The sequence below is a fragment of the Nocardia sp. 852002-51101_SCH5132738 genome (genome assembly GCF_001665695.1).
GTDB classification, from domain to species: domain Bacteria; phylum Actinomycetota; class Actinomycetes; order Mycobacteriales; family Mycobacteriaceae; genus Nocardia; species Nocardia nova.
Map to the genome: position 1 here is coordinate 1 of NZ_LZML01000189.1, position 23,140 is coordinate 23,140.

Genomic DNA, 23,140 nt, shown 5'->3' on the forward strand with positions numbered 1-23,140 from the left:
CCCCCCCCCCCCCCCCCCCCCCCTTTTTTTTTTCCACCCCCACCCCGCAAACCGCTCTGCCGGCTAGGCGGGGGGGCGCGGTTTTTTTTATAAGACACATATATGAGAAGAGGCCCCGCGGCGGGGGGGGCCTCTTCCGTGTTCACCGGATCGGATTCGCCTGACGAAAGGCGAAGCGGCTCAGGAGATTCGCTCGATGATGGTGACGTTGGCCGTGCCGCCGCCCTCGCAGATGGTGAGCAGGCCGTAGCGGCCGTTCACCCGCTCGAGCTCGTTGAGCAGGGTGGCGAACAGCTTCGCGCCGGTGGCGCCGAGCGGATGTCCGAGCGCGATCGCGCCGCCGTGCACGTTCACCTTGTCGGGGTTCGCGCCGGTCTCCTTCAGCCAGGCCAGCACCACGGAGGCGAATGCCTCGTTGATCTCGACGACATCGATGTCGTCGATGGTCAGCCCGGTCTGCTCCAGCGCCCACTTGGTCGCCGGGATCGGCGCGGTGAGCATGTAGATCGGGTCGGCGCCGCGGGCGCTGACGTGGTGGATGCGGGCGCGCGGCTTCAAGCCGTATTCGGCGACGGCCCAGTCGGAGGCCAGCAGGGTGGCGCTGGCGCCGTCGGAGATCTGGCTGGCGACCGCGGCGGTCAGGCGGCTGCCCTCGCTGAGCGGCTTGAGTCCGGCCATCTTCTCCAGGCTGGTCTCGCGCGGGCCCTCGTCGATCCAGAAATCGCCGACCGGCACGATCTCGCGATCGAAGGAACCCTCGGCGATGGCCTTGCGGGCGCGTTCGTGGCTGCGAAGTGCCCAGCGCTCCATATCTTCCCGGCTGATATCCCACTTCTCGGCGATCAGCTGCGCGCCGTTGAACTGCGAGACCTCACCGGTGCCGTAGCGGTGGTCCCAGCCCTTGGCGCCGACGAACGGTGAGTCGAAACCGTATTCCTTACCGGCCAGCATGGCGGCCGAGATCGGGATCGCGCTCATGTTCTGCACGCCCCCGGCGACGATCACCTCGGCGGTGCCGCTCATGATGGCCTGCGCGCCGAAATTGATCGCCTGCTGGCTGGATCCGCACTGACGGTCCACCGTGGTACCGGGGACCTCCTCCGGATATCCGGCCGCCAGCCAGGCTGTCCGGGCGATGTTGCCGGCCTGCGGGCCGATGGCGTCGACACAGCCGAAGATCACATCGTCGACGTTGCCGGGATCGATGGCGTTGCGGCCCAGCAACCCCTGCAGTGCCGCCGCGCCGAGGTCGGCGGGATGCACACCGGCCAGCGCACCGCCGCGCTTACCGATCGGCGTCCGCACGGCATCGATGACGTAGGCCTCGCGTACCGGCGCGTACCGGCGGCGATCGGACGGTGTGGACATGTAACGCTCCTATTCGGATGTGCCGGATTCGGCGCCGGACTGAGATGCTCCGGAATGAACTGCGCCGGAACGGTTCTCGGGGTTGGTGAGCCCATCGAGCACGATGGTCAGATACTGCTTGGCGAGGGTGTCCGCGGTGATGCGGCCGCCGGGCTGATACCAGCGCACCGCCACCCAGACGGTGTCGCGCAGGAAGCGGAAGGCGAGCTCGACATCGAGCTCGGGGCGGAAGCTGCCGTCGCGCACGCCCTCGGTGAGCACATTGCGCCACAGCTCCCGGAATTCCCGGTTGTATTCCGCGATGTACTCGAAACGCGGTGTGTCACTGAGCCTTTTGGCCTCGGCCTGATAGATCGCGACGGCCGAATGCCAGCGGTCGAACGATTCACAGGAGGCGATGACCAGCGCCTCGAGCGTGGCTCGCGGCGACAGGTTGGAGGCGACGATCTCGCGGTAGCGGCCGAACAGATCGTCGAGGAAGCCGCGCAGAATCTCGTCCACCATCGCCTCTTTCGAGTCGAAGTGGTGGTAGAGACTGCCGGATAGAATCCCCGCCGCATCGGCGATATCGCGGACCGTGGTCGCACGCAGGCCGCGCTCGGCGAACAGGCCGGCGGCCAGGCCGAGCAACTCGTTGCGGCGTGCGGATTTGGAGGCCTCGGATGCGGTCACTCGGCCATAATACAACCAAGCATTTGCTTGGTCTACGGTGGTGGCTCACCGAATGGAATAGCGCAGCGGCGAGGACATCGACAGATCGACGAGGAGCCGATCGCAGATCTCCATCGGCGGGATACCGGCCCGTTTCATCCGTGCCACCAGCGCGAGCCGACGCTCGCAGCTGTCCCATTCCACCGTCAGCGGCCCCCGGCCGGGTCCCGCGTCCACGGTCGCCATCGCCCGCGGGGGGCCGGCCGGATCCGGGATCTCACTGAGTTTGAGCACGATGCCGCGCCGCCACGCCAGATAGGTGTCGCGATCGGCGGCGCCCTCCAATTTGCCGGTGGCCGCGGCCAGTCCTCGATCGATGCCGTCGGCGAAGGCGAGGCGATCGAATCGGAATCGCCGGCAGCGCCGGACCACCTCCAGTAGATCGGCGCGCACCTCGCACAGCAAGGCGGTCTGCTGCCGGCGGCGTTCCCCACCGGGATCGGCCTCCCCCGGGCCGCAGCCGGCGCCGATGCGCCGCACTCGCCGCCGATCGCGGGCCATATCCGCACGCAGGGCGGCACGCGGATCGCGTGCCACCTCGGCCTCGTCGACCTCGTGTTCGTGCAGAATCTGCGCAGCGCGGGTCGCCGTCGCGTGCGCATCGGGGTGATCGAGCAATTCCGCACCGAGGGTGAGAGCGGCGAGCACGACGCTGTCCTGCCGCCGCCGCGCGAGCACCACCTCGCGAATCAACTCGAGTTCCAGTACGTCGTTGTCTTCCTGTCGACCGTCCAGACCCATGGGTCGTGGTCCCTTCGAACTGTCGGAACCGGACGTTCTCAGGATCCCACAGGTAAGGGCAGTCGGCGCCAGTGTTTTTTCGCCTCCGCTTCGCTGCGGCGGGGTTCTCGGCCCCCTGGGCCGAGAACCACCAGGGTGTACCTCTCGCAGCTGTGCACCCTGGTGCGTTACCTCAGGGCCGTCGGGGCGTGCCTCTCGCAGAGGTTTCCTCTCAAGCGCGTTGGCTGCTTACCGAGACGACTTCGCCTGTCATGTAGGAGGTGTAGTCGCTGGCGAGCATCGCGATGGTGGCGGCGACCTCCCACGGCTCGGCGGCCCGGCCGAAGGCCTCGCCCGCGGCCAGGCGATCGAGCAGTTCGGTGGAGCTCACCTTGTCCAGGAAGGGGTGGCGGGCGATGCTCGGCGCGACCGCGTTGATCCGCACGCCCAGTTCCGCGGCCTCCACGGCGCTGCAGCGGGTCAATGCCATGACACCGGCCTTGGCGGCCGCGTAGTGGGCCTGGCCGTGCTGGGCCCGCCAGCCGAGCACGCTGGCGTTGTTGACGATCACGCCGCCGTGGCCCGCGGTGCGGAAGTAGTTCAGCGCGGCGCGGGTGCAGCGGAAGGTGCCGTTCAGCGTGATGTCCAGGACGCGATCCCACTGTTCGTCGGTCATGTCGACGACCGGTGTCTCACCGCCCAGGCCGGCGTTGTTGACCATGATGTCGATGCGGCCCAGGCGCTGCACCGCGGCGCGGATCAGTTCGTCGACCTGTTCGGTACTGGTCACGTCGCAGACCACCGAGGCGACCTTGCGCTGCGGGAATTCCGCGGCCAGCTCCTCCTCGGTCTGCTTCAGCCGGCGTTCGTGCCAGTCGGAGACCACGACGTCGGCGCCCTCGTTGAGCATGCGGCGCGCGGTGGCCGATCCGATGCCCGTGCCGGCGGCGGCGGTGATCACCGCGACCCGGCCGGCGAGCAGTCCGTGACCGGAGATCGGCTGGGGCGGAACCGAGAGATCAGGCACTGTAGGTCCTTCCTTACGGCCGAACAGCGGCTTCGGCCGATGGTTTCCGGCCGAGCGTTCGGCCGGGCGGGGTGGTCAGCGGGCTTCGCGGGGCAGGCCGAGCACGCGTTCGGAGATGATGTTGCGCTGCACTTCGTTCGAGCCGCCGTAGATCGTGTCGGCGCGGGTGAACAGATAGAGGCGCTGCCATTGGTTCAGATCGTCCGCCGGGTGCGGATCGAGGGCGGAGCCGGTGCCGCCGACCGGAGGCCGGGCGATCAGGCCTTCGGCGCCGAGCACGTCCATGGCCAGTTCGCCGAGGCCGCGATGCCAATTGGCCCACAACAGCTTCGAGACCGAGGCCTGGCCGGCGGCGGTGCGGGCGTCGACGTTCTGATGCGCCGATTCCAGGGTCCGCAGCGCGTGTGCGCGCAGCACGCGCAAACCCACCCACGCCTGGTCGATGCGTTCGGCCAGAGCCGGATCCGCCAGCGCGCCATTGGCTTTCGCCACCGCCTCCAGATTCGACAGTTCGCGCGCGAACCGGATCTGCTGGCCGACGGTGGAGATGCCGCGCTCGAAGGTCAACGTGCCCATGGCGACTCGCCAGCCCTCACCGGGTTTGCCCACCACCAGATCGGCGGCGGTGCGGGCGTTGTCGAAGAACACCTCGTTGAATTCGGCGGTTCCGGTGAGCTGGATGATCGGGCGCACCTCGATACCGGGCTGCTTCATCGGCACCAGCAGATAGGACAGGCCGTGGTGGCGGGTCGAGCCGGATTCGGTGCGGGCGATGACGAAACACCAGTCCGACAGATGCGCCAGCGAGGTCCAGATCTTCTGGCCGTTGATCGACCATTCGTCACCGTCGAGCCGGGCGCTGGTCGACACGTTCGCCAGGTCCGAACCGGCCCCGGGCTCGGAATATCCCTGACACCATAGTTCGGTGACCGAGCGGATACCGGGCAGGAAACGCTGTTTCTGCTCCTCGGTGCCGAAGGCGAGCAGGGTCGGGCCGAGCAGCTCCTCCCCCAGGTGCGAGACGCGCGCCGGGGCATTCGCGCTCGCGTACTCCTCGTGGAAGATCACCTGCTGGCGCAGCGTCGCCGCCCGGCCGCCGTACTCGAGCGGCCAGCCCAGGCAGGTCAACCCCGCCGCGGCGAGGTGGCGGTCCCACTCCAGCCGCTCGTCGAAGGCTTCGTGCTCACTTCCGGGCCCGCCGAGCCCGCGCAGCTCGCGGAACTGCCCGTTCAGGTTTTCGGCCAGCCATTCCCGCACTTCGGCGCGGAATTCCTGGTCGGCTGCGTTTTCCGTACCGGGGGCCGCCGTGCCGGAGGCATCCGCGCCGGCGGCGGAATCGGGGGTCTGGATCGCACTCACTCCGGTAGAGTAACCTACCAAGCACTTGCTTTGTAGGGCGGTGAGCTCTGCAGCGCGAATCGACCGACGGACCGAGCCGTCACCACGCCGGACAAGCCGGCTGCTCGGCCCGTCGACCAGCGTGTAGAAGACGAGGACGACGTGACACCCCCTGTGCAGACCACCCCTCTCGCCCTGCACGAAGCCGCGCGCATCCACGGCGATGCGGCGGCGGTCAGCGACGGCGAGGTGCACCTGAGCTGGGTGCAACTACTCGATGCCGTGCGGCAGACGGCGGGGGCGCTGATCGCGCGCGGAATCCAGCGCGGCGATCGGATCGCGATCTGGGCGCCCAACACCTGGCACTGGGTGGTGGCCGCACTGGCCACGCACTACACCGGCGCCGCACTGGTTCCGCTCAACACCCGCTACGTCGCCGACGAGGCCGCCGATGTAATCGCCCGGGTCGATGCGAAGGCGCTGTTCATCGCCGATCCGTTCCTGGGCCGGCAGCGCCTCGCGGAATTGCGCGCGGCCGCACCGGAATTGGCGGTCGGCACGATCATCGTCATTCCGGCGGACGGCGAATCGGCCTACGACGATGCCGTCGCCTGGTCGCAACTGGCCGAACTCGCCGCGCAGACGCCGGTGGAGAAGGTGATCGCGCGCGCGGAATCGGTCGAGCCCGAAGACATCGCCGACATCCTGTTCACCTCGGGCACCACCGGCCGCAGCAAGGGCACGCTCGTCGCCCAGCGCCAGGCGCTCGATGTGGTGCGGGCCTGGGTGGAGCGGTCGACGCTGAACAGCTCCGATCGCTATCTGGTGATCCCGCCGTTCTTCCACAACTTCGGCTACAAGGCGGCCATCCTCGCCTGCCTGGTCACCGGCGCCACGATCGTGCCCCAGGCGACCTTCGACGTGCCGCAGACGATGCGGATGGTGCAGGAGCAGGCCATCACGGTATTGACCGGTCCGCCGACGATCTACCAGACCATCCTGGAACATCCCGCCCGCGCCGATTTCGATCTGAGCAGCCTGCGGGTGGCGGTCACCGGCGCGGCGACCGTACCCGTGGTGCTGGTCGAGAGAATGCGCAGCGAACTGGAATTCGAGGTGGTCGTCACCGCGTACGGCCTCTCCGAATCCTCCGGCTTCGGCACCATGTGCCTGCCCGACGACGATCCGGAGACCATCGCCAATACCTCCGGTGCGGCCATGGCCGGATTCGAGGTGCGCATCGGCGATCACGGCGAGGTGTTGCTGCGCGGGCCGAACGTGATGGTCGGCTATCTCGACGATCCCGAGGCCACGGCCAAGACCATCGACGCCGACGGCTGGTTGCACACCGGCGACGTCGGAATCCTCGACGAGCGCGGCTATCTCAAGATCACCGACCGGCTCAAGGACATGTACATCTCCGGCGGCTTCAACGTCTACCCGGCCGAGATCGAACAGACTCTGGCCCGGCTCGACGGCGTCGCCGAATCCGCCGTGATCGGGGTGCCGGACGAGCGGATGGGCGAGGTCGGCAAGGCCTACATCGTGCGCCGGGCGGGTGCCGAACTGTCCGAAGACGACGTCGTCGCCTACGCGAAGAAGACCCTGGCCAATTTCAAGGTGCCGCGATTCGTGGAGTTCCGGGACCGGCTGCCCTACAGCGCCGCCGGCAAGGTGCTCAAGCGGCAACTACGTGAGGAGATCTCGTGACCACAGACGCAACCCCCGCGCCGATTCCGGACGAGGGCGAAGTCGTCACCTACGAGCGCCGTGGTCCGATCGCCCTGGTCACGATGAACCGGCCCGACTACCGCAACGCCCAGAATTCGGTGATGACCTACGCGCTCGACGCCGCCTTCACGCGGGCGGTCGAGGACGCCGAGGTCAAGGTGATCATCCTGGCGGGCAGCGGAAAACACTTCAGCGCCGGGCACGACATCGGCACGCCCGGACGCGACCACCACATCGAATACGACAACAAGGCCGCGCTGTGGTGGGACCACGTCGACCGGCCCGGCGGCGATCAGCGCTTCGCCCGGGAGCTCGAGGTCTACCTCGGCATGTGCCGGCGCTGGCGGGAGATTCCCAAACCCACCATCGCGATGGTGCAGGGCGCCTGCATCGCGGGCGCGATGATGCTGGCCTGGGTGTGCGACATGATCGTCGCCGCCGACGACGCCTTCTTCTCCGATCCCGTTGTCCGGATGGGCATTCCGGGCGTCGAGTACTTCGCGCACCCCTGGGTGCTGGGTCCGCGGCGGGCCAAGGAGGTGCTGTTCACCGGTGATCGGTTCAGCGCCGAGCAGGCCTACGAGTGGGGCATGGTCAACCGGGTCGTGCCTCGCGCCGAATTGGAATCGCACACTCTCGAGCTGGCCGAGAAGATCGCCACCATGCCGCAATTCGGCTTGGCGCTGACCAAGAAGGCCGTCAACCAGTGCGAGGACCTGATGGGGTTGCGCGCCGGTATGGATTCGGTCTTCGGCCTGCACCACTTCGCCCACGCCCACAACGCCGAGGTCGGCACCGACTCGCTGGCCGGTATGACCGCCAAGTCGATGAAGGCGACCGCAACGACCGCCACGACCGCAGAACGGAGCGGCAAGTAGATGGATCTCGAACTCGATTCGGCCGCAGCGCAATTTCAGCTCGAAGTGCGCGAATTCCTGCGCGCGAACGTCCCCGCCGAACCGCTGCCGTCGATGGACACCCGGGAGGGTTTCGAGGCGCATCGAGCCTGGGAGCACACCCTCGCCGATGCCCGGCTCTCGGTGGTGTCGTGGCAGCGCGAATACGGCGGGCGCGACGCCTCGCTGCTCGAGTGGGTGCTGTTCGAGGAGGAGTACTACGCCGCGGGCGCGCCCGGGCGGGTGAGCCAGAACGGCATCTTCCTGCTGGCCCCCACCCTGTTCGAACACGGTACGCCGGAACAGCTCGAGCGCATCCTGCCGAGAATGGCTCGCGCCGACGACATCTGGGCGCAGGCGTGGTCGGAGCCGGAGGCCGGTAGCGACCTCGCGGGCATTCGATCCAGCGCGAAGCGGGTCGAGGGCGGCTGGGTGCTCAACGGGCAGAAGACCTGGAGTTCGCGAGCCTCGTTCGCGGACTGGGCCTTCGGCCTGTTCCGCAGCGAAACAGAGGAGGAGCGGCGCAGTAAGGGTTTGGCCGCTTCGCGGCATTCAGGCCTCACCTATGTGATGTTCCCGCTGTCCGCGGACGGTGTGACCGTGCGGCCCATCCCGCAGCTCGACGGCGAGCCCGGTTTCGCGGAGATCTTCCTGGACAACGTCTTCGTCCCCGATCGCGATGTGATCGGCGAACCGGGCGCGGGCTGGCGGGTGGCGATGAGCACCTCCAGCAACGAACGCGGCCTGTCGCTGCGCAGCCCGGGCCGGTTCAACGCCACGGCCGCGCGCTTGATCGAGCTGTGGCGCGAGACCGCCGATCCGGCCGACACCGCGGCCCGCAACCGCGTGGTCGACGCGTGGATCGGCGCGGAGGCCTACCGGCTCAACACCCTCGGCACCGTGACCCGGCTGTCGGAGGGCGGCAAACTCGGCGCGGAATCGTCGATCAACAAGGTCTTCTGGTCCGAACTCGATATCGCGATGCACGAGACCGCCCTGGATCTGCTCGGCGCCTCGGCCGAGCAGAGCAGCGCCTGGACCGACGGCTACCTGTTCTCGCTGGCGGGCCCGATCTATGCCGGTACCAACGAGATTCAGCGCAATATCGTCGCCGAGCGCCTGCTCGGGCTACCGCGTTGAGATCCGCCATGTGCCACCCCGCCTCCCCGCGCCGCACCCCCGAATGGACCCATCGATGAGATTTGCACTGTCCCCCGAACAACGCGACTTCGCCGACAGCCTGCGCAAGATGTGCGATGCCGCGGGTACGCCCGCCGTCATCCGCAACTGGAACGGCGGCGGCGCCCGTGGCGGCCGGGCACTGATCCGGCAACTGGCCGGCGCCGGCGCTCTGGGCCTGGCCGTGGCCGAGGAATACGACGGGATGGGCGCCGAGACCATCGACCTGGTGGTGGCGTGCCGGGAATTCGGCCGGGCCGCGGTGCCGGGCCCGGTGATCGAGACCGCCGCGGTGATTCCGGCGCTGTTGCAGGCGCTCGACGATTCCGGCCCGGCGCGGCGATGGCTGCCCGGCTTCGCCGAGGGTGAGTCGCTCGGCACCATCGCGCTCTCGCCGCAGACACCGGCCCTCGACGCCGATTCCGCCGATGTGGTGCTGGTCGTGGACGGTGACAAGCTGTGCACGGCTCGCCGAGGCGACCGGATCGAGTCGGTGGACGCGGCGCGGCGGCTGTATACGGTGAGCCCGGACGAGGTGGTGGCACAGGGTGATTCGGTGCTCGCCGCGGCGGAGACGGCGTTCGACGCCGGTGCGCTGGCGGCGGCGGCCCAGCTGCTGGGCGCGGGTAACGCGATGCTGGCCACCAGCGTCGCCTATGTGATCCAGCGGCATCAGTTCGGGCAGCCGATCGGGCGCTACCAGGCCATCAAACACCATCTGGCCGATGCGAAGATCGGCCTCGACATGGCCGAACCGCTGCTGTACCGCGCGGCGCTGAGCTTCGGCACCGCCGACCGCGCCCGCGATGTCTCGGCGGCCAAGTTCGCCTGCGCGGAGGCCGCGTACCGGACGGCGCGGATCGCCCTGCAGGTGCACGGCGCCATCGGTTACACGGCCGAATGCGATCTGTCGCTGTGGCTGACCAAGGTGACCGCTCTGCGATCCGCGTGGGGCACCGCCGATTTCCATCGCGCCCGGATCGCCGCGGCGCTGCGTACGCCGGTGGCGGCCGGCGCGTGAACCACCGAGACGACGAGACGGGAGTACGGCGATGACCGATACCGCGGAACTGCAGGAACTGGCCGCGACCGTACGCGCCGTCCTCACCCGGCACGGCGACCGGGCCGTCCTGCGGCAGGCGATCGACAGCGAACTCGGTTACGACGAGCGGCTGTGGCAACTGCTGTGCGAGCAGGTGGGTGTGGCCGCGCTGGCGATTCCGGAGGAGTACGGCGGCGTCGGCGCCGGGATCGATACGGCGCTGGTGGTGATCGAGGAACTGGGGCGCACGCTGCACAACCCGCCGATGCTCGGATCGGCGGTCCTCGGCGTCCAGGCCGTGCTGGCGACGGGCGATGCCGCCGCGGCGCAGCGATTGCTGCCCGGGGTCGCCGAGGGCAGCCGGACGCTAGCGGTGTGCTGGGCGGACGAAAAAGGCTGGGCGACAAGCGCAGTCGCGAGCACCGGTGCGGCTCGCGGACCCGCGGGATACGCGGTGCGGGCCGACGGCGGCACATTGACCGGGACCGCGCACTACGTCCTCGACGGCGCCAACGCCGACACCCTGCTGGTGGTGACAGCCGACGGACTCTACGAAATCGACGCCACCGCACCGGGAGTCACCCGCACCGTCGTCCGGACCATGGATCCGACGCGGCGCCTGAGCACCGTCGCCTTCGACGGCGCGGAGGCCACCCGGCTGGGCGGGGATGCGGACGCGATCACGGCTCGCCTGCGGGCGGTGGCCTGGACCGCCCTGGCCGCCGAACAGGTCGGCGCGGCCGATCAGTGCCTCGACACGACCGTGGAGTACAGCAAGTCGCGCGTCCAGTTCGGCCGCCCGATCGGCAGTTTCCAGGCGCTCAAGCACCGCATGGCCGATATGTACGTGCTGGTGGAATCGGCCCGCTCGGCCGCGTACGCCGCGATCGCGGATCTCGATCGACCGGTGACCGCGGAGACGACGCTCGACCTCGAGTCGGCGCGCATCCACTGCTCACACGCGTTCCGTTCGGTGGTGTCGGAGACCGTGCAGATGCACGGCGGTATCGCCATCACCTGGGAGCACGACGCGCATCTGTATTTCAAGCGGGCGCACGGCGATGCCGAACTGTTCGGGATGCCGGGGCGGCCGCTGGCTCGACCCGCCTGATCCGGCATCGCCCGACAATTCACGCGGCCGCGCTCGCGTACTCCGACCCCGCGCCCCACGGTCGCGGGGTCGAGTCGTGTTCGCGACCCGGCCGTCCGGCTCTGCCGTTCCGCCCCGTTCAACCCTGCTGGTACAGCCGCCTGCCGCCACCGCCGCCACCGACAGCGAAGCGGCTACCGTTGCGGCTGCGGCCGCAAGAGCGGCGCTGACCTGCCTAAACTAGCTGTGCGCGAGGTCACCGGAAAATAGATAGTTAGGCTATGTACATACATAGTTAGCTTATGTAACATAATTTTCGTGCAGTCGAACGAGTCGCCCACTCTCCCCGATTCGGCCCGGAGCTCGGTCTCCGCCCCGGATCCGGCCGAGGTGCTCATGGTCGACATCGCCGTCACCGCCGCGCGGCTCACTCGACTGGCCGGCACGCTGGGAACCCGAGCGCTCCCGCGTGCGATGGTGCGGGCGCTGTCCACGCTCGAAGAGCACGGTCCGCTGCGAATCAGCGAATTCGCGGAGATCGACGGTTGCTCCCAGCCCTCGGCAACGGCGCTGATCGGCCGGCTGACAGCCGCCGGACTCGCCGCGCGCACCAAAGACCCCGACGACTCCAGAGCCGTGGTCGTCGAGCTGACGCCGGCGGGGCACGAACAGTTGTCCGTGTCCCGTCGCGCGTTCGGCACCGCCCTCGCGGCCCGGTTGCCCGACTTCGGCATCGACCGGCTCAGCCACCTCGAAAGTGAACTGACCGATCTCCTCGAAGCCCTGAAATCGGCTGCACCGCACACAGTCTCGAAGTAGGAGCGTTGATGAGCACCACTCTCTCATCGCCGACCGCGACCGAGGCGACGACCACTCCGACGACCAAGCAGCCCAAATCGGTATGGGCAGTAGCTTTCGCCTCGGTCATCGCCTTCATGGGTATCGGCCTGGTGGATCCGATTCTGAAACCGATCGGCGAACAGCTGCACGCATCGCCGTCGCAGGTCACCCTGCTGTTCACCAGCTACATGCTGGTCACCGGTGTCGCGATGCTGATCACCGGCGTGGTGTCGAGCCGCTTCGGCGCCAAGAAGACGCTGCTCGCCGGCCTGGCCATCATCGTGGTCTTCGCCGCGCTGGCCGGATCGTCGGGAACGGTCGGGCAGATCGTCGGCTTCCGCGCCGGATGGGGACTGGGTAACGCGCTGTTCATCGCGACCGCATTGGCCACCATCGTGGGCGCGGCCAGCGGCGGAGTCGCCCGGGCCATCGTCCTGTACGAGGCGGCACTGGGCATCGGTATCGCCGCCGGACCGCTGGTCGGCGGATTCCTGGGCGGATTCAGCTGGCGCGCACCGTTCTTCGGTGTCGCCGTCCTGATGGCGGTGGCGTTCGTCGCGATCGTCGCCCTGCTGCCGGAGATGCCGAAACCGGCCCACCACACCTCGATCACGGCCCCCTTCAAGGCCTTACGGCACCGCGGACTGCTGCTGGTCAGCATCACCGCACTGCTCTACAACTACGGGTTCTTCACCCTGCTCGCCTACACCCCGTTCCCGCTGAACATGGGCACCTATTCGATCGGGTTCATCTTCTTCGGCTGGGGTCTGCTGCTGGCGCTGGCTTCGGTGGTCTTCGCGCCGCGACTGCAGCGCATATTCGGCACCGTGCCGATGATCGCGACCGCGCTGGCGCTGTTCGCCGCGGATCTGGCCGCGATGGCGATCTGGGCCGATCACAAGCCGGTGCTGATCGTGGGCACCGTATCGGCGGGCCTGTTCCTCGGCGTGAACAACACCCTGATCACCGAGGCCGTGATGATCTCCGCCCCGGTGGAACGCTCCACCGCCTCGGCCGCCTACAGCTTCGTCCGGTTCGTCGGTGGCGCCGCCGCCCCGTATCTGGCCGGCAAGCTCGGCGAACATCAGATGGCCCTGCCGTTCTGGGTCGGCGCCGCGTGTACCGCGGTCGGCGTCCTGGTGCTGCTCGGCGGCCGGTCGGCCCTGTCCCACATGGACGAGCACGACCCGGCCGAACACAGCCCGGCCGAAGCCGAAGCCATCACCGTCGGCGACGACTGACCGAGCTCGTCGTCCCGAGCGGCCCACCCCGTCGCCGTGACGACACCCTCCGCTGCGGTACCCCTTCTCTGACCGCAACGGCGGCGAGCCGGAATCCCCTCGCGAAACCCGCAGGGGATTCCGGCCTTTCCTATCCACGTCGCCGCTCGTGCGGCTGGAACCGGTGAACAAATCGTGCAAACCTGGCCGTTCTCGGCAGTTTTCTCGCATTTCCGCCGAGGTTTGCACGAAAAGTTCGGGCATACCGCTGCGGGCCGGTGCCGCGTCGACCTTTCCCGGCCGAACACCCGTACCGGTAGGGCCGGGCAGCCCAGACGACCACACCCAGCGGCAACCCGACGACGACAATCCACGCCACGGTAAGCACGCGGTTATGCCTCCCACCGACGCAGCGACCGGAGAACTCGTCCGCACGTCTCCGCATCGGCAGAATCGATCGGGCGAAGAGGCGGGGGTACATCGGATGCGGATGAAACACGCTGCGGCAGAGGCGAACTTCTGAACTCCAGGTAAACACCACCCGAATCGCCGTCCCCATAATCGGCTATCTCCAGCACGCCACCGGGAAACACGTAAAGCCTTGCGCGCCTGGGCCTTGCTTCCATGTCGTCTCCATCCCCTCGTGCGCCGTGGTATGGCACCCGGCACCGGGGAAGTCGTTTCGGCCCGGTGCCGGGGCTCGGTCAGAACGGTAGGAGCGGGCGCATCAGTCGGTCTACCAACTTGGCATTACTTGGCAAAAGTGCCTTACCTGCGACGAAAGCCGTCGATTTACGAGAAAATACTGCGAGGAAGAGTCAAGAAGTGCCACACCTCTGGACGGGAGATAGGACGTTGAACCTGAAGTTCCTGGGCAAAGGCGGATCCGACTCAGGCGGCTGCCCCAGCCTCTACGCAACCGATCGAGGCACCTACATCGTGCAGGGATGGGAGACGCCAACTGTTGGAACCGTTGAGATCCCGCATTTACTGCCGGCATTTGCGGAGCCGGATACGTTCATCGGCTCAACGATGACCGACACCGGCCGCGGTACGTTCGCGGTGTCCGGCCGCGCGATCAGCGAACCGGACGTGTTCAGCATGCTCACCTTGGCAGAGAATGAGACGGCGATCGAGGTTCCGAAACAAGTACGGAGGTACTACGGCAATGCTGCTGCGCCCCAACACTGAGCCGGACCTGTGGCCGAACCTGTTTCGTGAGCTCACGCGGAGCGCCTTCCATCTCGAAGTTCGGGACGAATACCACGTACCCGACGAAGAATCCCGGGTACGGGCATTCCTCGCCGGCGAGCCGGCACCGTACAGCCACACGCCCTGGCAAGACCTCATGCGAGAAACAACCGCTCGAGGTGTGACAGTGTCCCGGGTACGCGTGGTTACCGAGCCGCATTCGGACTACCAGCGGTGGTTGCTGTCGGTCACCGGGTCGAATATCGATGCCGGTGAAGACATCCGATACGTACCCCGCCACATCGCTGGACAAGTGCCGCCGGACGACTGGTGGTTGATGGATGCACAACGCGTGGTCTACAACCTGACTGATTCGGCCGGAGTGCCCGCCGGCGGCCTGGCGGTCACCACCGATCCCGAAATCGTCGAGTACTGCCTTCGAGTACGCGAACGTCTGTGGAAGCTGGCAATCCCGTATGCGGAGTACGCCAAGCAGTGACGAACGCAATCCATGAACAACGGCGAGCCCTCGGGGCGATCCTCCGAGGGCTTCGTCGCGACGCCGGCATGTCCGGCCGCCAGCTGGCCGCCCTGGCCGGCTGGCACGAATCGGTGGTGTCGAAGATCGAGACCGGCGACAGAAGCCCGACAGAAGCACATTTACACGCCTACTGCGCCCACACCGGTAACGAGGACCAGCTGCCGGACCTCATAGCCACGTTGCGAAACGTCCAAGCCGCATATCTCGAATGGCGGAAGGTTCTCGGCACCGGTACGAAACGTCGCCAGCAGGAAGCGGTGAAGCTCGCCGAAGAGTCGAAACTGATGCGGATCTTTCAGCCGAACATCATCCCCGGCATCCTGCAAACCGCCGAATATGCGGCGGCCGTCTTGCGCCGGTACATCGACTTCTACCAGGTGCCTGATGACCTGGACGAGGGCGTGTCGAAACGGCTCGAGCGCCAGCAAATGCTGTACCGCGGCGATCACCGGTTTCACATTCTGGTGGCCGAGCAAGCCCTACACACCACTGTCGGCACGGACGCGGTAGTGCTCGGACAACTCGACCGGCTTCTAGCCGTCATCGGGCTCCCCCGAGTCCTCCTCGGCATCGTTCCGGCACAAGCCGAAGTACCGATGCAAACGACCAATTTCGTCATCTTCGACGAACGACTGACACTCGTGGAAGCTGTCACGGCCGAGTTGACGATTACTCAGCCGCGAGAGATCGCTGTCTACGGTCGATTGTTCGCTGAACTCGCCGAAGAATCCGTGACAGGAGACAAAGCCCGAGAGATCATCCGCCGCGCGATCGAATCTCGGACGCACACCGCGTCACCTTCCGCGCGTACCGTGGTGCAATGACCGAGACGAATCGGGGGCGGGTACGGACCGAGGCGGGTCACCGGCGAATCCGGGCCTATGTGGACGGGCACGTCGTCGCGGACACCATCCGTCCACTGCTGGTCTGGGAGAGCCCCTACTACCCCACCTACTACGTGCCGGTCGAGGACGTTCGCGCCGAACTGGTCGCGACCGGATCAACCAAGCATTCCACCAGTCGCGGCGAGGGCGACATCTACGACGTGGTGATCGGCGATACCACCAGACCCGCTGCGGCCCTTCGCTATCCGGAGTCGCCGATCCCGGAGCTGCGCGAGCACATCCGCTTGGAGTGGGAACAGATGGATCAGTGGTTCGAGGAGGACGAGCCGATCTACGTCCATCCGCGCAATCCCTATACGCGCGTCGACATCCTCGCCAGTTCACGCACCGTGCGGGTGGAACTCGGCAGCGAGGTGGTGGCGGAATCGGATTCGCCGCACATCCTCTACGAGACCGGGCTCGTCCCCCGCTACTACCTGCCGCTGACCGATGTGCGGATGGATCTGCTCACGCCCTCGGCCACCACGACGAGCTGTCCCTACAAGGGCACCGCCGAGTACTACAACATCCGCGTCGGCGACACCGACTATCCCGATCTGGTCTGGTACTACCGCACTCCCCTGCCGGAGAGTCAGAAGGTCGCCGGGCTGGTCTGCTTCTACAACGAGAAGGTCGAGCTGTACGTGGACGGGGTCCGGCAGGAACACTCGACCCCGTTCAGCTGAATCACGGCGCTACCTCCGGCCCGCCGGCACAGGGCTTTCCGGACGCCTCCGATCTCCTCACACCGCGAGGACGGGCGGCAACTCCTCGGCGCGGCGATAACGCCCGGGAGCGAGGGTGTACTCGCGCTTGAACGCCTTGGCGAAGGCGAATTCGGAGCCGTAGCCGACCCGGTGCGCGACCGCCGCGATCGGCAGGTCGGTCTCGCGCAGCAGGCGCGCGGCGGTGAGCATGCGCCAGCGGGTCAGATACGCCAGCGGCGCTTCGCCGACGGTCGCCGCGAAGCGGCGGGCCAGGGTGGCGCGGGAGACTCCCGCCACCGCGCTCAGCCCCGGCACGGTCCAGGCCCGCGCGGGTTCGGCGTGGATGGCGCGCAACGCGGCCGACACCGCCGGATCGGCAAAAGCGCCCGCCCAGCCGGAGGTTTCGGCCTGTTCGTACCAGGAGCGCAGGACGAACAGCAGCAGCGTATCCAGCAGCGCGGGTACGGCGGCGTCGGTGCCCGGCCGCGGTTCGGTGAGCTCGCCGACGAGCAGATCCACCGCGGCACGCAGCGCCGGGGAGCGGCCCGGATCGGCGGGTAGATGCAGGAAGTCGGGCAGTTGGTCCAGCAGCGGGTGGCTGCGGCTGCGGCTGACCTCGTACGCACCGCACAGCAGCGTCGTGCGCGCCCCCGGTCCGGGAAGTTCCCGTGGCTCCCCCGGCCTGGCCACCTCGGTGACCGCACTGTGCGGACTGTCCGCTATCACATGCGCCGCACCGCGTGGCATGAACAGCACATCGCCCGGCCCCATCACCACCGGCTCCGAATCCGGTGCCACCAACCAGCATTCACCCTGCAGCACGATATGGAATCCGGCGCCCGGAACCAGCGGATACCGCCTCCCCCACGGTGCATGCCGCACGAACAGCCCGGAGGCGGGCATTCCGGTTCGCACCGCCGCCACCGTCTCGCTCAAGATATCCACACACTGCCCCACTCGGCCGATCTCACACCGCGACGATCACCAGCATGCTGACCGATCCGGCAACGGTCAACGCACCGGCATGGCGGCGCCCGGCTGTCACCGTGCGACGCCGACGCGCGGGCCCACTACGACCCGCCCGACGTCTTCCGGATCCCGACCGGCCACGCGAAACAGCGGAGGGCGGCCACCCGGAAAGGTGCCCGCCCTCGACGATCGCCCGGACCTACAGCCAGGTGTCCAGGGTGGTGGTGGTGAGGAAGTGTTCGAGGTCGGCTCGCCAGGGGGCCGGGGTGGTCTTCTCGGGTTCGATGGCGGTGTACTGGCCGCGGTAGAAGAGCAGCGGCCTGCCGGAGTCCGTGGACTCCGACAGGGCCTGTACCCGGCCGATCACGATGTAGTGATCGCCGCCGTCGACGACGCTGTCCACCGTGCACTGGATCGTGGCCAGCGCGTCGTCCAGGACCGGAAGTCCCAGCTCCGAAGTGCTCCAGCCGATTCCGGCGAACTTGTCGGGTTCGCGGGAACCGAAGCGGGCACACACCTGTTGTTGTTCCTCGGCCAGGACGTTCACGCAGAACCGCCCCGACTGCTCGATCGCGGCCCAGGACCGCGACCCCTTGGTGGGGCAGAACAGCACCAGCGGCGGGTCGAGGGAGAGGGCGGCGAAGGACTGGCAGGCGAAACCGATCGGCGCCCGCTCGGCGTCCTCGGCCTCGGTGAAGGTGGTGATCACCGTGATACCGGTGCAGAACTGCCCCAGCACATTCCGGAACTGCCGGCCGTCGATCTCCGGGTATTCGCCCGTGGCGGTCATGGTTGTCGCCCTCTCCGCGCTCGCTACTTGAATCCCACCGTGAAGTCGTGACCCCACAGGCTCACCGCGGTGGATTCCCGCGCGATCCAGGAGTGGTCGTCGACTTCCAAACCCTCACAGCCGAATTCGATGTCGAATCCGCCGGGGGTCTTCATGTAGAACGACAACATCTTGTCGTTGATGTGCCGGCCGAGGGTGGCCGACATCTTGACCTTCTTGCGCAGCGCGCGATCCAGGCAGAGCCCGACGTCGTCGGAATTCTCCACCTCGACCATGAGGTGCACGATGCCGGTCGGATTCGGCAGCGGCAGGAACGCCAGCGCGTGATGGCGGGGATTGCAGCCGTAGAAGCGCAGCCACGCCGGGTCGCCGTCGGCGGGCCGGCCGACGACCTGGGGTGGCAGCCGCATCGAATCGCGCAGCCGGAAACCGAGCACATCCTGATAGAACGCCTGCGCTTCGGCATCGTCGTTGCAGGTCAGCACCACATGGCCCAGACCCTGTTCGGCGGTGACGAACTTGTGGCCGTAAGGGCTGACGAAGCGCCGGGCCAGGTACTGGGCGCCGTAGAACGCCTCGAGCGTATTGCCGGAGGGATCCTGGAAGCGGATCATGCCCTCGACGCGCCGCTCCGCGAGCTCGTCCTTGGTGCCCTCTTCGAAGGCGACGTCGGCCTTGGTCAGCGTCTCCCGAAGTCGTTGCAGCCCAGGGGCGTCGGTGACCTCCCAGCCGGAGACCTGCAGGCGGTCCTTCTCGCCCGGCACGATCACCAGGCGGGCGGGGAAATCGTCCATCCGCAGGTAGAGGGCGTCGGGGTTGGGCCCGTCGGCCTCCATCATGCCGAGCACCTTGAGCCCGTACTCGCGCCAGGCGGCCACGTCGGTCGCCTCGATGCGCATATAACCGAGCGCACGAATACTCATCGGGTCTCCTTTGCTTTGCGGGACACCCGCACCCGGTCGGCCCGATGACCGGCTGCGCCGTGGTAGGTCATCGGGCCTCCTTCACACCGAAGAGGAAATCGGTTGCCAGCCGGTTGAATTCGTCGAACTTTTCCAGCTGCGCCCAGTGCCCGCAACCGCCGAACACGTGCAGCTGCGCGCGCGGGATGGTCTTCAGCGCCACCAGCGCGCCGTCGAGCGGATTCACCCGATCCTCACGGCCCCAGATGAGCAGCACCGGCTGGCGCAGCTTGTAGGCCTCCCGCCACAGCATGCCCTTCTCGAAATCCGCACTGGCGAACGACTTTCCCATCGCGCGGGTCGCGGCCAGCGCTTCGGGCGTGTTGGCCGAGGCGAAGCGCTCGTCGAGCAGTTCCGGCGTGATCAGCGACTGGTCGAAGACCATGATCCGCAGGAACTTCTCCAGATTGTCGCGGGTGGGCTCGACGTTGAACTTGCCCAGCGCCTTGACACCCTCGGTGGGGTCCGGGGCGAACAGGTTGGTGCTCAGTCCGCCCGGACCCATCAGCACCAGCTTGCCGGCCCGGTCCGGATAGTCGAGGGCGAAGCGCACCGCCGCGCCGCCGCCCAGCGAATTGCCCAGCAGGTGAACGCGGTCGGTGATGCCCAGGGTGTCGAGCAGATCCTTCAGCGCCGAGGCGCTGTGCACGAAGTACTGCGGGTGATCGGTCGGCTTGTCCGACTGCCCGAAGCCCGGCTGGTCCACGGCCAGCACGTGGAAGTGCTGCGCCAGCACCGGGATGTTGCGCGCGAAGTTCGACCACGACGAGGCACCCGGACCGCCGCCGTGCAACAGCACGATGGTGGGGCCGTTACCCTCACCGGCCTCGTGGTAGTGCAGCTTCAGATCCGGGCGGACCTGGGCGAACTTCGAGGTGGACTCGTAGGTCAGCTCCGAAACGGCGGTCATCACACCATCCCGTCGGTGACCGGCAGCCCGAACGCGTGGGTGCCGTACATCATGTAGGCGCGCTCGGGATCGTTGGCGGCGTGCACGCGACCGGCGTGCGCGTCACGCCAGAACCGCTGCAGCGGAGTGCCGTTCGCGAGCGCGGTCGCACCCGAGCTCTCGAACAGCTTGTCGATCGAGGCGATGGCCCGGCCGGTCGCACGGACCTGATCGCGGCGCGCAGCCACGCGCAGGTCGAACGGAATCTCCTCGCCGGCAACCAGGAGCTTGTACTCGTCGGCGACGTTGCCCGACAGCTGGCGCCACGCGGCGTCGATATCGCTGGCGGCCTCGGCGATGCGCACCTTGGCGAACGGGTCGTCCTTGGCCTTCTCACCGGCGTAGGCCGCGCGCAGGCGCTTGCCCTGGTGCTCCACGTGCGCGTCCAGCGCGCCGTAGGCCATGCCGACGATCGGCGTGGAGATGGTGGTGGGATGGATGGTGCCCCACGGCATCTTGTAGACCGGATCGGTGTTCTGCTGCAGACCCGGCGCGGTCAGGTCGTTCATGCTCTTGTAGCTGAGGAACCGGTGCCGCGGCACGAAGACGTTCTCCAGCACCAGCGTGTTGGAACCGGTGCCCTTGAGGCCCACCACGTTCCACACGTCGTCGATGCGGTAGTCGGTGCGCGGAACCAGGAAGCTGCCGAAGTCCACCGGCTTGCCGTCCTTGATCACCGGACCGCCGACGAAGGTCCAGGTGGCATGATCGCTACCCGACGACCAGGCCCAGGAGCCGTTGACGATGTAGCCGTCGCCGCTCTCGGTCACCACGCCGGCGCCCATCGGGGCGTAGGAGGAGGAAATGCGGACCTGGGTGTCCTCGCCCCAGACCTCTTCCTGTGCCTGCTGGTCGAACAGCGCCAGATGCCAGTTGTGCACGCCGATGATGCCGGCCACCCAGCCGGTGGAACCGCAGGCGCTGGCGATCTTGCGCACGGTGTCGTAGAACACGACCGGGTCGGCGGCGTATCCGCCCCACTGGCGCGGCTGCAGCAGCTTGAAGAAACCGGTCTCTTGCAGCGCCTTCATGGTCTCGTCTGGGATGCGGCGCAGATCTTCTGCCTCCTGCGCTTGTTCGCGCAGCTTCGGCAACAGTGCTTCGACCCGCTCGGTTACTTCTTGCGTCATCTCGGGGGCTGCTCCTGCCTGGTCGAAATCGGAACGGGTGTATCGGTCGCATTCCGTTCTGCGGAACCGATACTTGTCTTGAGACTAGAACACGTTCTTATTTATGTCGAGAACGGGTGTTCATTGTCCCACAACGAACACCTTTGCCTGGTAGTCAACGGAATAGCTGGCGCTGGGCCGCTCAATTTTGTAACGTGTTCTAGTACTTCCAGAGGAGGGATGACGATGGCAGAAACCGCACAGCGGAGCGGGAAGGTCCGCGAGATCGACGTCGGCTCGACACCGACGCGGTACGCGCGGGGCTGGCATTGCCTGGGCCTGGCCGAGACGTTTCGCGACGGTAAGCCGCATGCCGTGCAGGCTTTCGGCACCAAACTCGTGGTGTGGGCCGACAGCAACGACGAGCTGAAGGTGCTCGACGCCTACTGCCGCCACCTGGGCGGCGATCTCAGCATGGGCGAGATCAAGGGCGACTCCATCGCGTGCCCGTTCCACGACTGGCGCTGGGGCGGCAACGGCCGCTGCACCTCGATCCCCTATGCGCGCCGCGTGCCGCCGCTGGCCCGTACCCGCGCCTGGACCACCCTCGAGCGCAACGGCCAGCTGTACGTCTGGCACGACCACGAGGGCAACCCGCCGCCGGACGACGTCACGATCCCCTACATCGAGGGGCCCTACACCGATGCCGACGGCAACCCGGTGGAGGAGCGCAACAGCGATTGGACCCCGTTCACCTGGAACACGATGCTGATCGAGGGCGCCAACTGCCGCGAGATCGTGGACAACGTGGTGGACATGGCCCACTTCTTCTACATCCACTTCGCCTTCCCGACGTACTTCAAGAACGTCTTCGAAGGCCACGTGGCCACGCAGTTCCTCGAGACCAAGGGCCGTCCGGACATCGGCATGGCCGCCAAGTACGGCGGGGAGACGCTGCTGAAGTCGGAGGCGTCCTACTTCGGCCCGTCCTACATGATCAATCCGCTGACCAATATCTACGGCGGCTACCAGATCAAGGTCCAGCTGATCAACTGCCACTACCCGGTCACGCAGGATTCGTTCGTGCTGCAGTACGGCCTGTCGGTCGAGAAGCCCAAGGGCATCGACGACGAGACGGCGGAGAAGCTGGCCAAGTCCATGACCGACTTCTTCGGCGACGGCTTCCTGCAGGACGTGGAGATCTGGAAGCACAAGTCCAAGATCGACAACCCGCTGCTCTGCGAGGAGGACGGCCCGGTCTACCAGCTGCGCCGCTGGTACGACCAGTTCTACGTCGACGTCGCCGATATCGACCCGAAGATGGTGCAGCGCTTCGAATTCGAGGTCGACACCACCAAGGCCAACGAGCACTGGGAGGCCGAGGTCGCCGAGAATCTGCGGCGCAAGAAGGAAGAAGAAGAGGCGGCCGGCAAGACGGACCCTGCCGTCAAGCAGGAGGCGGGTGCCTGATGGTCTCCTGGGCGAAAGCACCCGATTTCGCGGACCGCCCGGAACGCCGGGAACAGGTGCGTGCCCAGACGGTCGTCGACAAGCAGCGCTATCTCGAAGACGGCCTGACGCCGGTGGCCTGCCGGGCATGCGGAGTGGAAGTCCTGGTCCGCAAGTCCTCCTCGCACCAGCGCTCGGTGCAGTGGACGGTCAGCCCGGCCGAACACTGCCCGGTCTTCGCGAAGCTGGCCGGGCCGGGGCGGCCGGATCCGTGCCCGGACCTGGAGAAGTCGATCCAGTATGCGATCGATGAGGGCATCCTGGCGATCGACGAGTAGGCAGGCGTGTTGCTCAGGCCCGCCCACCGTATTCGACAGGGATTCGGTGGGCGGGCCTGAACTATTCTTCGTGCAAACCTCCGCGCGAA

General features: G+C 67.2%; 23 protein-coding genes. 13 read left to right on the forward strand and 10 right to left on the reverse strand.

The annotated features are described in order from the left end of the window. Positions 1 to 180: 180 nt before the first annotated feature. The 5 genes from A5789_RS29325 to A5789_RS29345 all read right to left on the reverse strand — a co-directional run bounded on the left by A5789_RS29325 (position 181) and on the right by A5789_RS29345 (position 5,185). Positions 181 to 1,368 carry an acetyl-CoA C-acetyltransferase gene (locus A5789_RS29325; RefSeq protein ID WP_051757277.1) on the reverse strand — a complete coding sequence of 396 codons (1,188 nt, stop codon included), beginning with the start codon at positions 1,366 to 1,368 and terminating at the stop codon, positions 181 to 183. A 9-nt stretch (positions 1,369 to 1,377) separates the two neighbouring features. Then, complete coding sequence (locus A5789_RS29330) at positions 1,378 to 2,040, reverse strand: TetR/AcrR family transcriptional regulator (RefSeq protein ID WP_063010039.1); 663 nt, start codon at positions 2,038 to 2,040, stop codon at positions 1,378 to 1,380. A 45-nt stretch (positions 2,041 to 2,085) separates the two neighbouring features. Continuing rightward, positions 2,086 to 2,820: a hypothetical protein gene (locus A5789_RS29335; protein ID WP_063010041.1), complete on the reverse strand. Its 735-nt coding sequence runs from the start codon at positions 2,818 to 2,820 to the stop codon at positions 2,086 to 2,088. A gap of 211 nt (positions 2,821 to 3,031) precedes the next feature. Further along, complete coding sequence (locus A5789_RS29340; RefSeq protein ID WP_064906842.1) at positions 3,032 to 3,826, reverse strand: SDR family oxidoreductase; 795 nt, start codon at positions 3,824 to 3,826, stop codon at positions 3,032 to 3,034. Between the two features lie 75 nt (positions 3,827 to 3,901). Continuing rightward, complete coding sequence (locus tag A5789_RS29345; protein WP_082941043.1) at positions 3,902 to 5,185, reverse strand: acyl-CoA dehydrogenase family protein; 1,284 nt, start codon at positions 5,183 to 5,185, stop codon at positions 3,902 to 3,904. 141 nt (positions 5,186 to 5,326) lie between these two features. Here A5789_RS29345 and A5789_RS29350 point away from each other — a divergent pair, with 141 nt between their 5' ends. From A5789_RS29350 to A5789_RS29400, 11 genes are all read left to right on the forward strand, one after another. After that, positions 5,327 to 6,874: a FadD3 family acyl-CoA ligase gene (locus A5789_RS29350; protein ID WP_064906841.1), complete on the forward strand. Its 1,548-nt coding sequence runs from the start codon at positions 5,327 to 5,329 to the stop codon at positions 6,872 to 6,874. Next, the gene (locus A5789_RS29355; RefSeq protein WP_255359499.1) at positions 6,871 to 7,773 is read left to right on the forward strand and encodes an enoyl-CoA hydratase; all 903 of its coding nucleotides are present in this window, start codon (positions 6,871 to 6,873) and stop codon (positions 7,771 to 7,773) included. The genes A5789_RS29350 and A5789_RS29355 overlap by 4 nt, the downstream gene beginning before the upstream one ends. Continuing rightward, entirely contained in the window at positions 7,774 to 8,931 is a 1,158-nt protein-coding gene (locus tag A5789_RS29360) for an acyl-CoA dehydrogenase family protein (protein WP_030518688.1), read from the forward strand. Positions 8,932 to 8,986: 55 nt separating this feature from the next. Then, on the forward strand, positions 8,987 to 9,991 hold the full coding sequence (locus tag A5789_RS29365) for an acyl-CoA dehydrogenase family protein (protein ID WP_063010045.1): 1,005 nt from the start codon (positions 8,987 to 8,989) through the stop codon (positions 9,989 to 9,991). A gap of 31 nt (positions 9,992 to 10,022) precedes the next feature. Beyond that, on the forward strand, positions 10,023 to 11,123 hold the full coding sequence (locus tag A5789_RS29370; RefSeq protein WP_064906840.1) for an acyl-CoA dehydrogenase family protein: 1,101 nt from the start codon (positions 10,023 to 10,025) through the stop codon (positions 11,121 to 11,123). A 297-nt stretch (positions 11,124 to 11,420) separates the two neighbouring features. Further along, positions 11,421 to 11,921, forward strand: a complete 501-nt coding sequence (locus tag A5789_RS29375) for a MarR family winged helix-turn-helix transcriptional regulator (protein WP_030518691.1) — start codon at positions 11,421 to 11,423, stop codon at positions 11,919 to 11,921. A gap of 8 nt (positions 11,922 to 11,929) precedes the next feature. Continuing rightward, complete coding sequence (locus tag A5789_RS29380) at positions 11,930 to 13,183, forward strand: MFS transporter (protein ID WP_064906839.1); 1,254 nt, start codon at positions 11,930 to 11,932, stop codon at positions 13,181 to 13,183. Positions 13,184 to 14,017: 834 nt separating this feature from the next. Further along, positions 14,018 to 14,353: a hypothetical protein gene (locus A5789_RS29385; RefSeq protein ID WP_063010200.1), complete on the forward strand. Its 336-nt coding sequence runs from the start codon at positions 14,018 to 14,020 to the stop codon at positions 14,351 to 14,353. After that, positions 14,331 to 14,852 (forward strand): DUF6879 family protein, encoded by a 522-nt coding sequence (locus tag A5789_RS29390; RefSeq protein WP_063010051.1) that lies wholly within the window; start codon positions 14,331 to 14,333, stop codon positions 14,850 to 14,852. Before A5789_RS29385 ends, A5789_RS29390 begins: the two co-directional genes overlap by 23 nt. Continuing rightward, entirely contained in the window at positions 14,849 to 15,718 is an 870-nt protein-coding gene (locus tag A5789_RS29395) for a helix-turn-helix transcriptional regulator (protein WP_082941044.1), read from the forward strand. Before A5789_RS29390 ends, A5789_RS29395 begins: the two co-directional genes overlap by 4 nt. Then, positions 15,715 to 16,464, forward strand: a complete 750-nt coding sequence (locus A5789_RS29400; RefSeq protein ID WP_064906837.1) for a DUF427 domain-containing protein — start codon at positions 15,715 to 15,717, stop codon at positions 16,462 to 16,464. Before A5789_RS29395 ends, A5789_RS29400 begins: the two co-directional genes overlap by 4 nt. Positions 16,465 to 16,521: 57 nt before the next feature. On the opposite strand, the gene A5789_RS29405 is transcribed toward A5789_RS29400, so the two are convergent. The 5 genes from A5789_RS29405 to hsaA all read right to left on the reverse strand — a co-directional run bounded on the left by A5789_RS29405 (position 16,522) and on the right by hsaA (position 21,285). Further along, positions 16,522 to 17,430, reverse strand: coding sequence for an AraC family transcriptional regulator (locus A5789_RS29405; RefSeq protein WP_063010057.1), 909 nt, complete (start codon positions 17,428 to 17,430; stop codon positions 16,522 to 16,524). 223 nt (positions 17,431 to 17,653) lie between these two features. Further along, entirely contained in the window at positions 17,654 to 18,244 is a 591-nt protein-coding gene (hsaB, locus tag A5789_RS29410; RefSeq protein WP_030517281.1) for a 3-hydroxy-9,10-secoandrosta-1,3,5(10)-triene-9,17-dione monooxygenase reductase subunit, read from the reverse strand. Between the two features lie 23 nt (positions 18,245 to 18,267). Next, complete coding sequence (hsaC, locus tag A5789_RS29415; protein WP_030517282.1) at positions 18,268 to 19,167, reverse strand: iron-dependent extradiol dioxygenase HsaC; 900 nt, start codon at positions 19,165 to 19,167, stop codon at positions 18,268 to 18,270. Between the two features lie 67 nt (positions 19,168 to 19,234). Beyond that, the gene (hsaD, locus tag A5789_RS29420) at positions 19,235 to 20,116 is read right to left on the reverse strand and encodes a 4,5:9,10-diseco-3-hydroxy-5,9,17-trioxoandrosta-1(10),2-diene-4-oate hydrolase (RefSeq protein ID WP_030517283.1); all 882 of its coding nucleotides are present in this window, start codon (positions 20,114 to 20,116) and stop codon (positions 19,235 to 19,237) included. Further along, complete coding sequence (hsaA, locus tag A5789_RS29425; RefSeq protein WP_030517284.1) at positions 20,116 to 21,285, reverse strand: 3-hydroxy-9,10-secoandrosta-1,3,5(10)-triene-9,17-dione monooxygenase oxygenase subunit; 1,170 nt, start codon at positions 21,283 to 21,285, stop codon at positions 20,116 to 20,118. Before hsaA ends, hsaD begins: the two co-directional genes overlap by 1 nt. 225 nt (positions 21,286 to 21,510) lie before the next feature. Between hsaA and A5789_RS29430 the strand changes: the two genes are divergently transcribed. Further along, positions 21,511 to 22,734 (forward strand): Rieske 2Fe-2S domain-containing protein, encoded by a 1,224-nt coding sequence (locus A5789_RS29430; RefSeq protein WP_064906844.1) that lies wholly within the window; start codon positions 21,511 to 21,513, stop codon positions 22,732 to 22,734. Beyond that, complete coding sequence (locus A5789_RS29435; RefSeq protein ID WP_030517286.1) at positions 22,734 to 23,051, forward strand: hypothetical protein; 318 nt, start codon at positions 22,734 to 22,736, stop codon at positions 23,049 to 23,051. Before A5789_RS29430 ends, A5789_RS29435 begins: the two co-directional genes overlap by 1 nt. Positions 23,052 to 23,140: the final 89 nt, after the last annotated feature.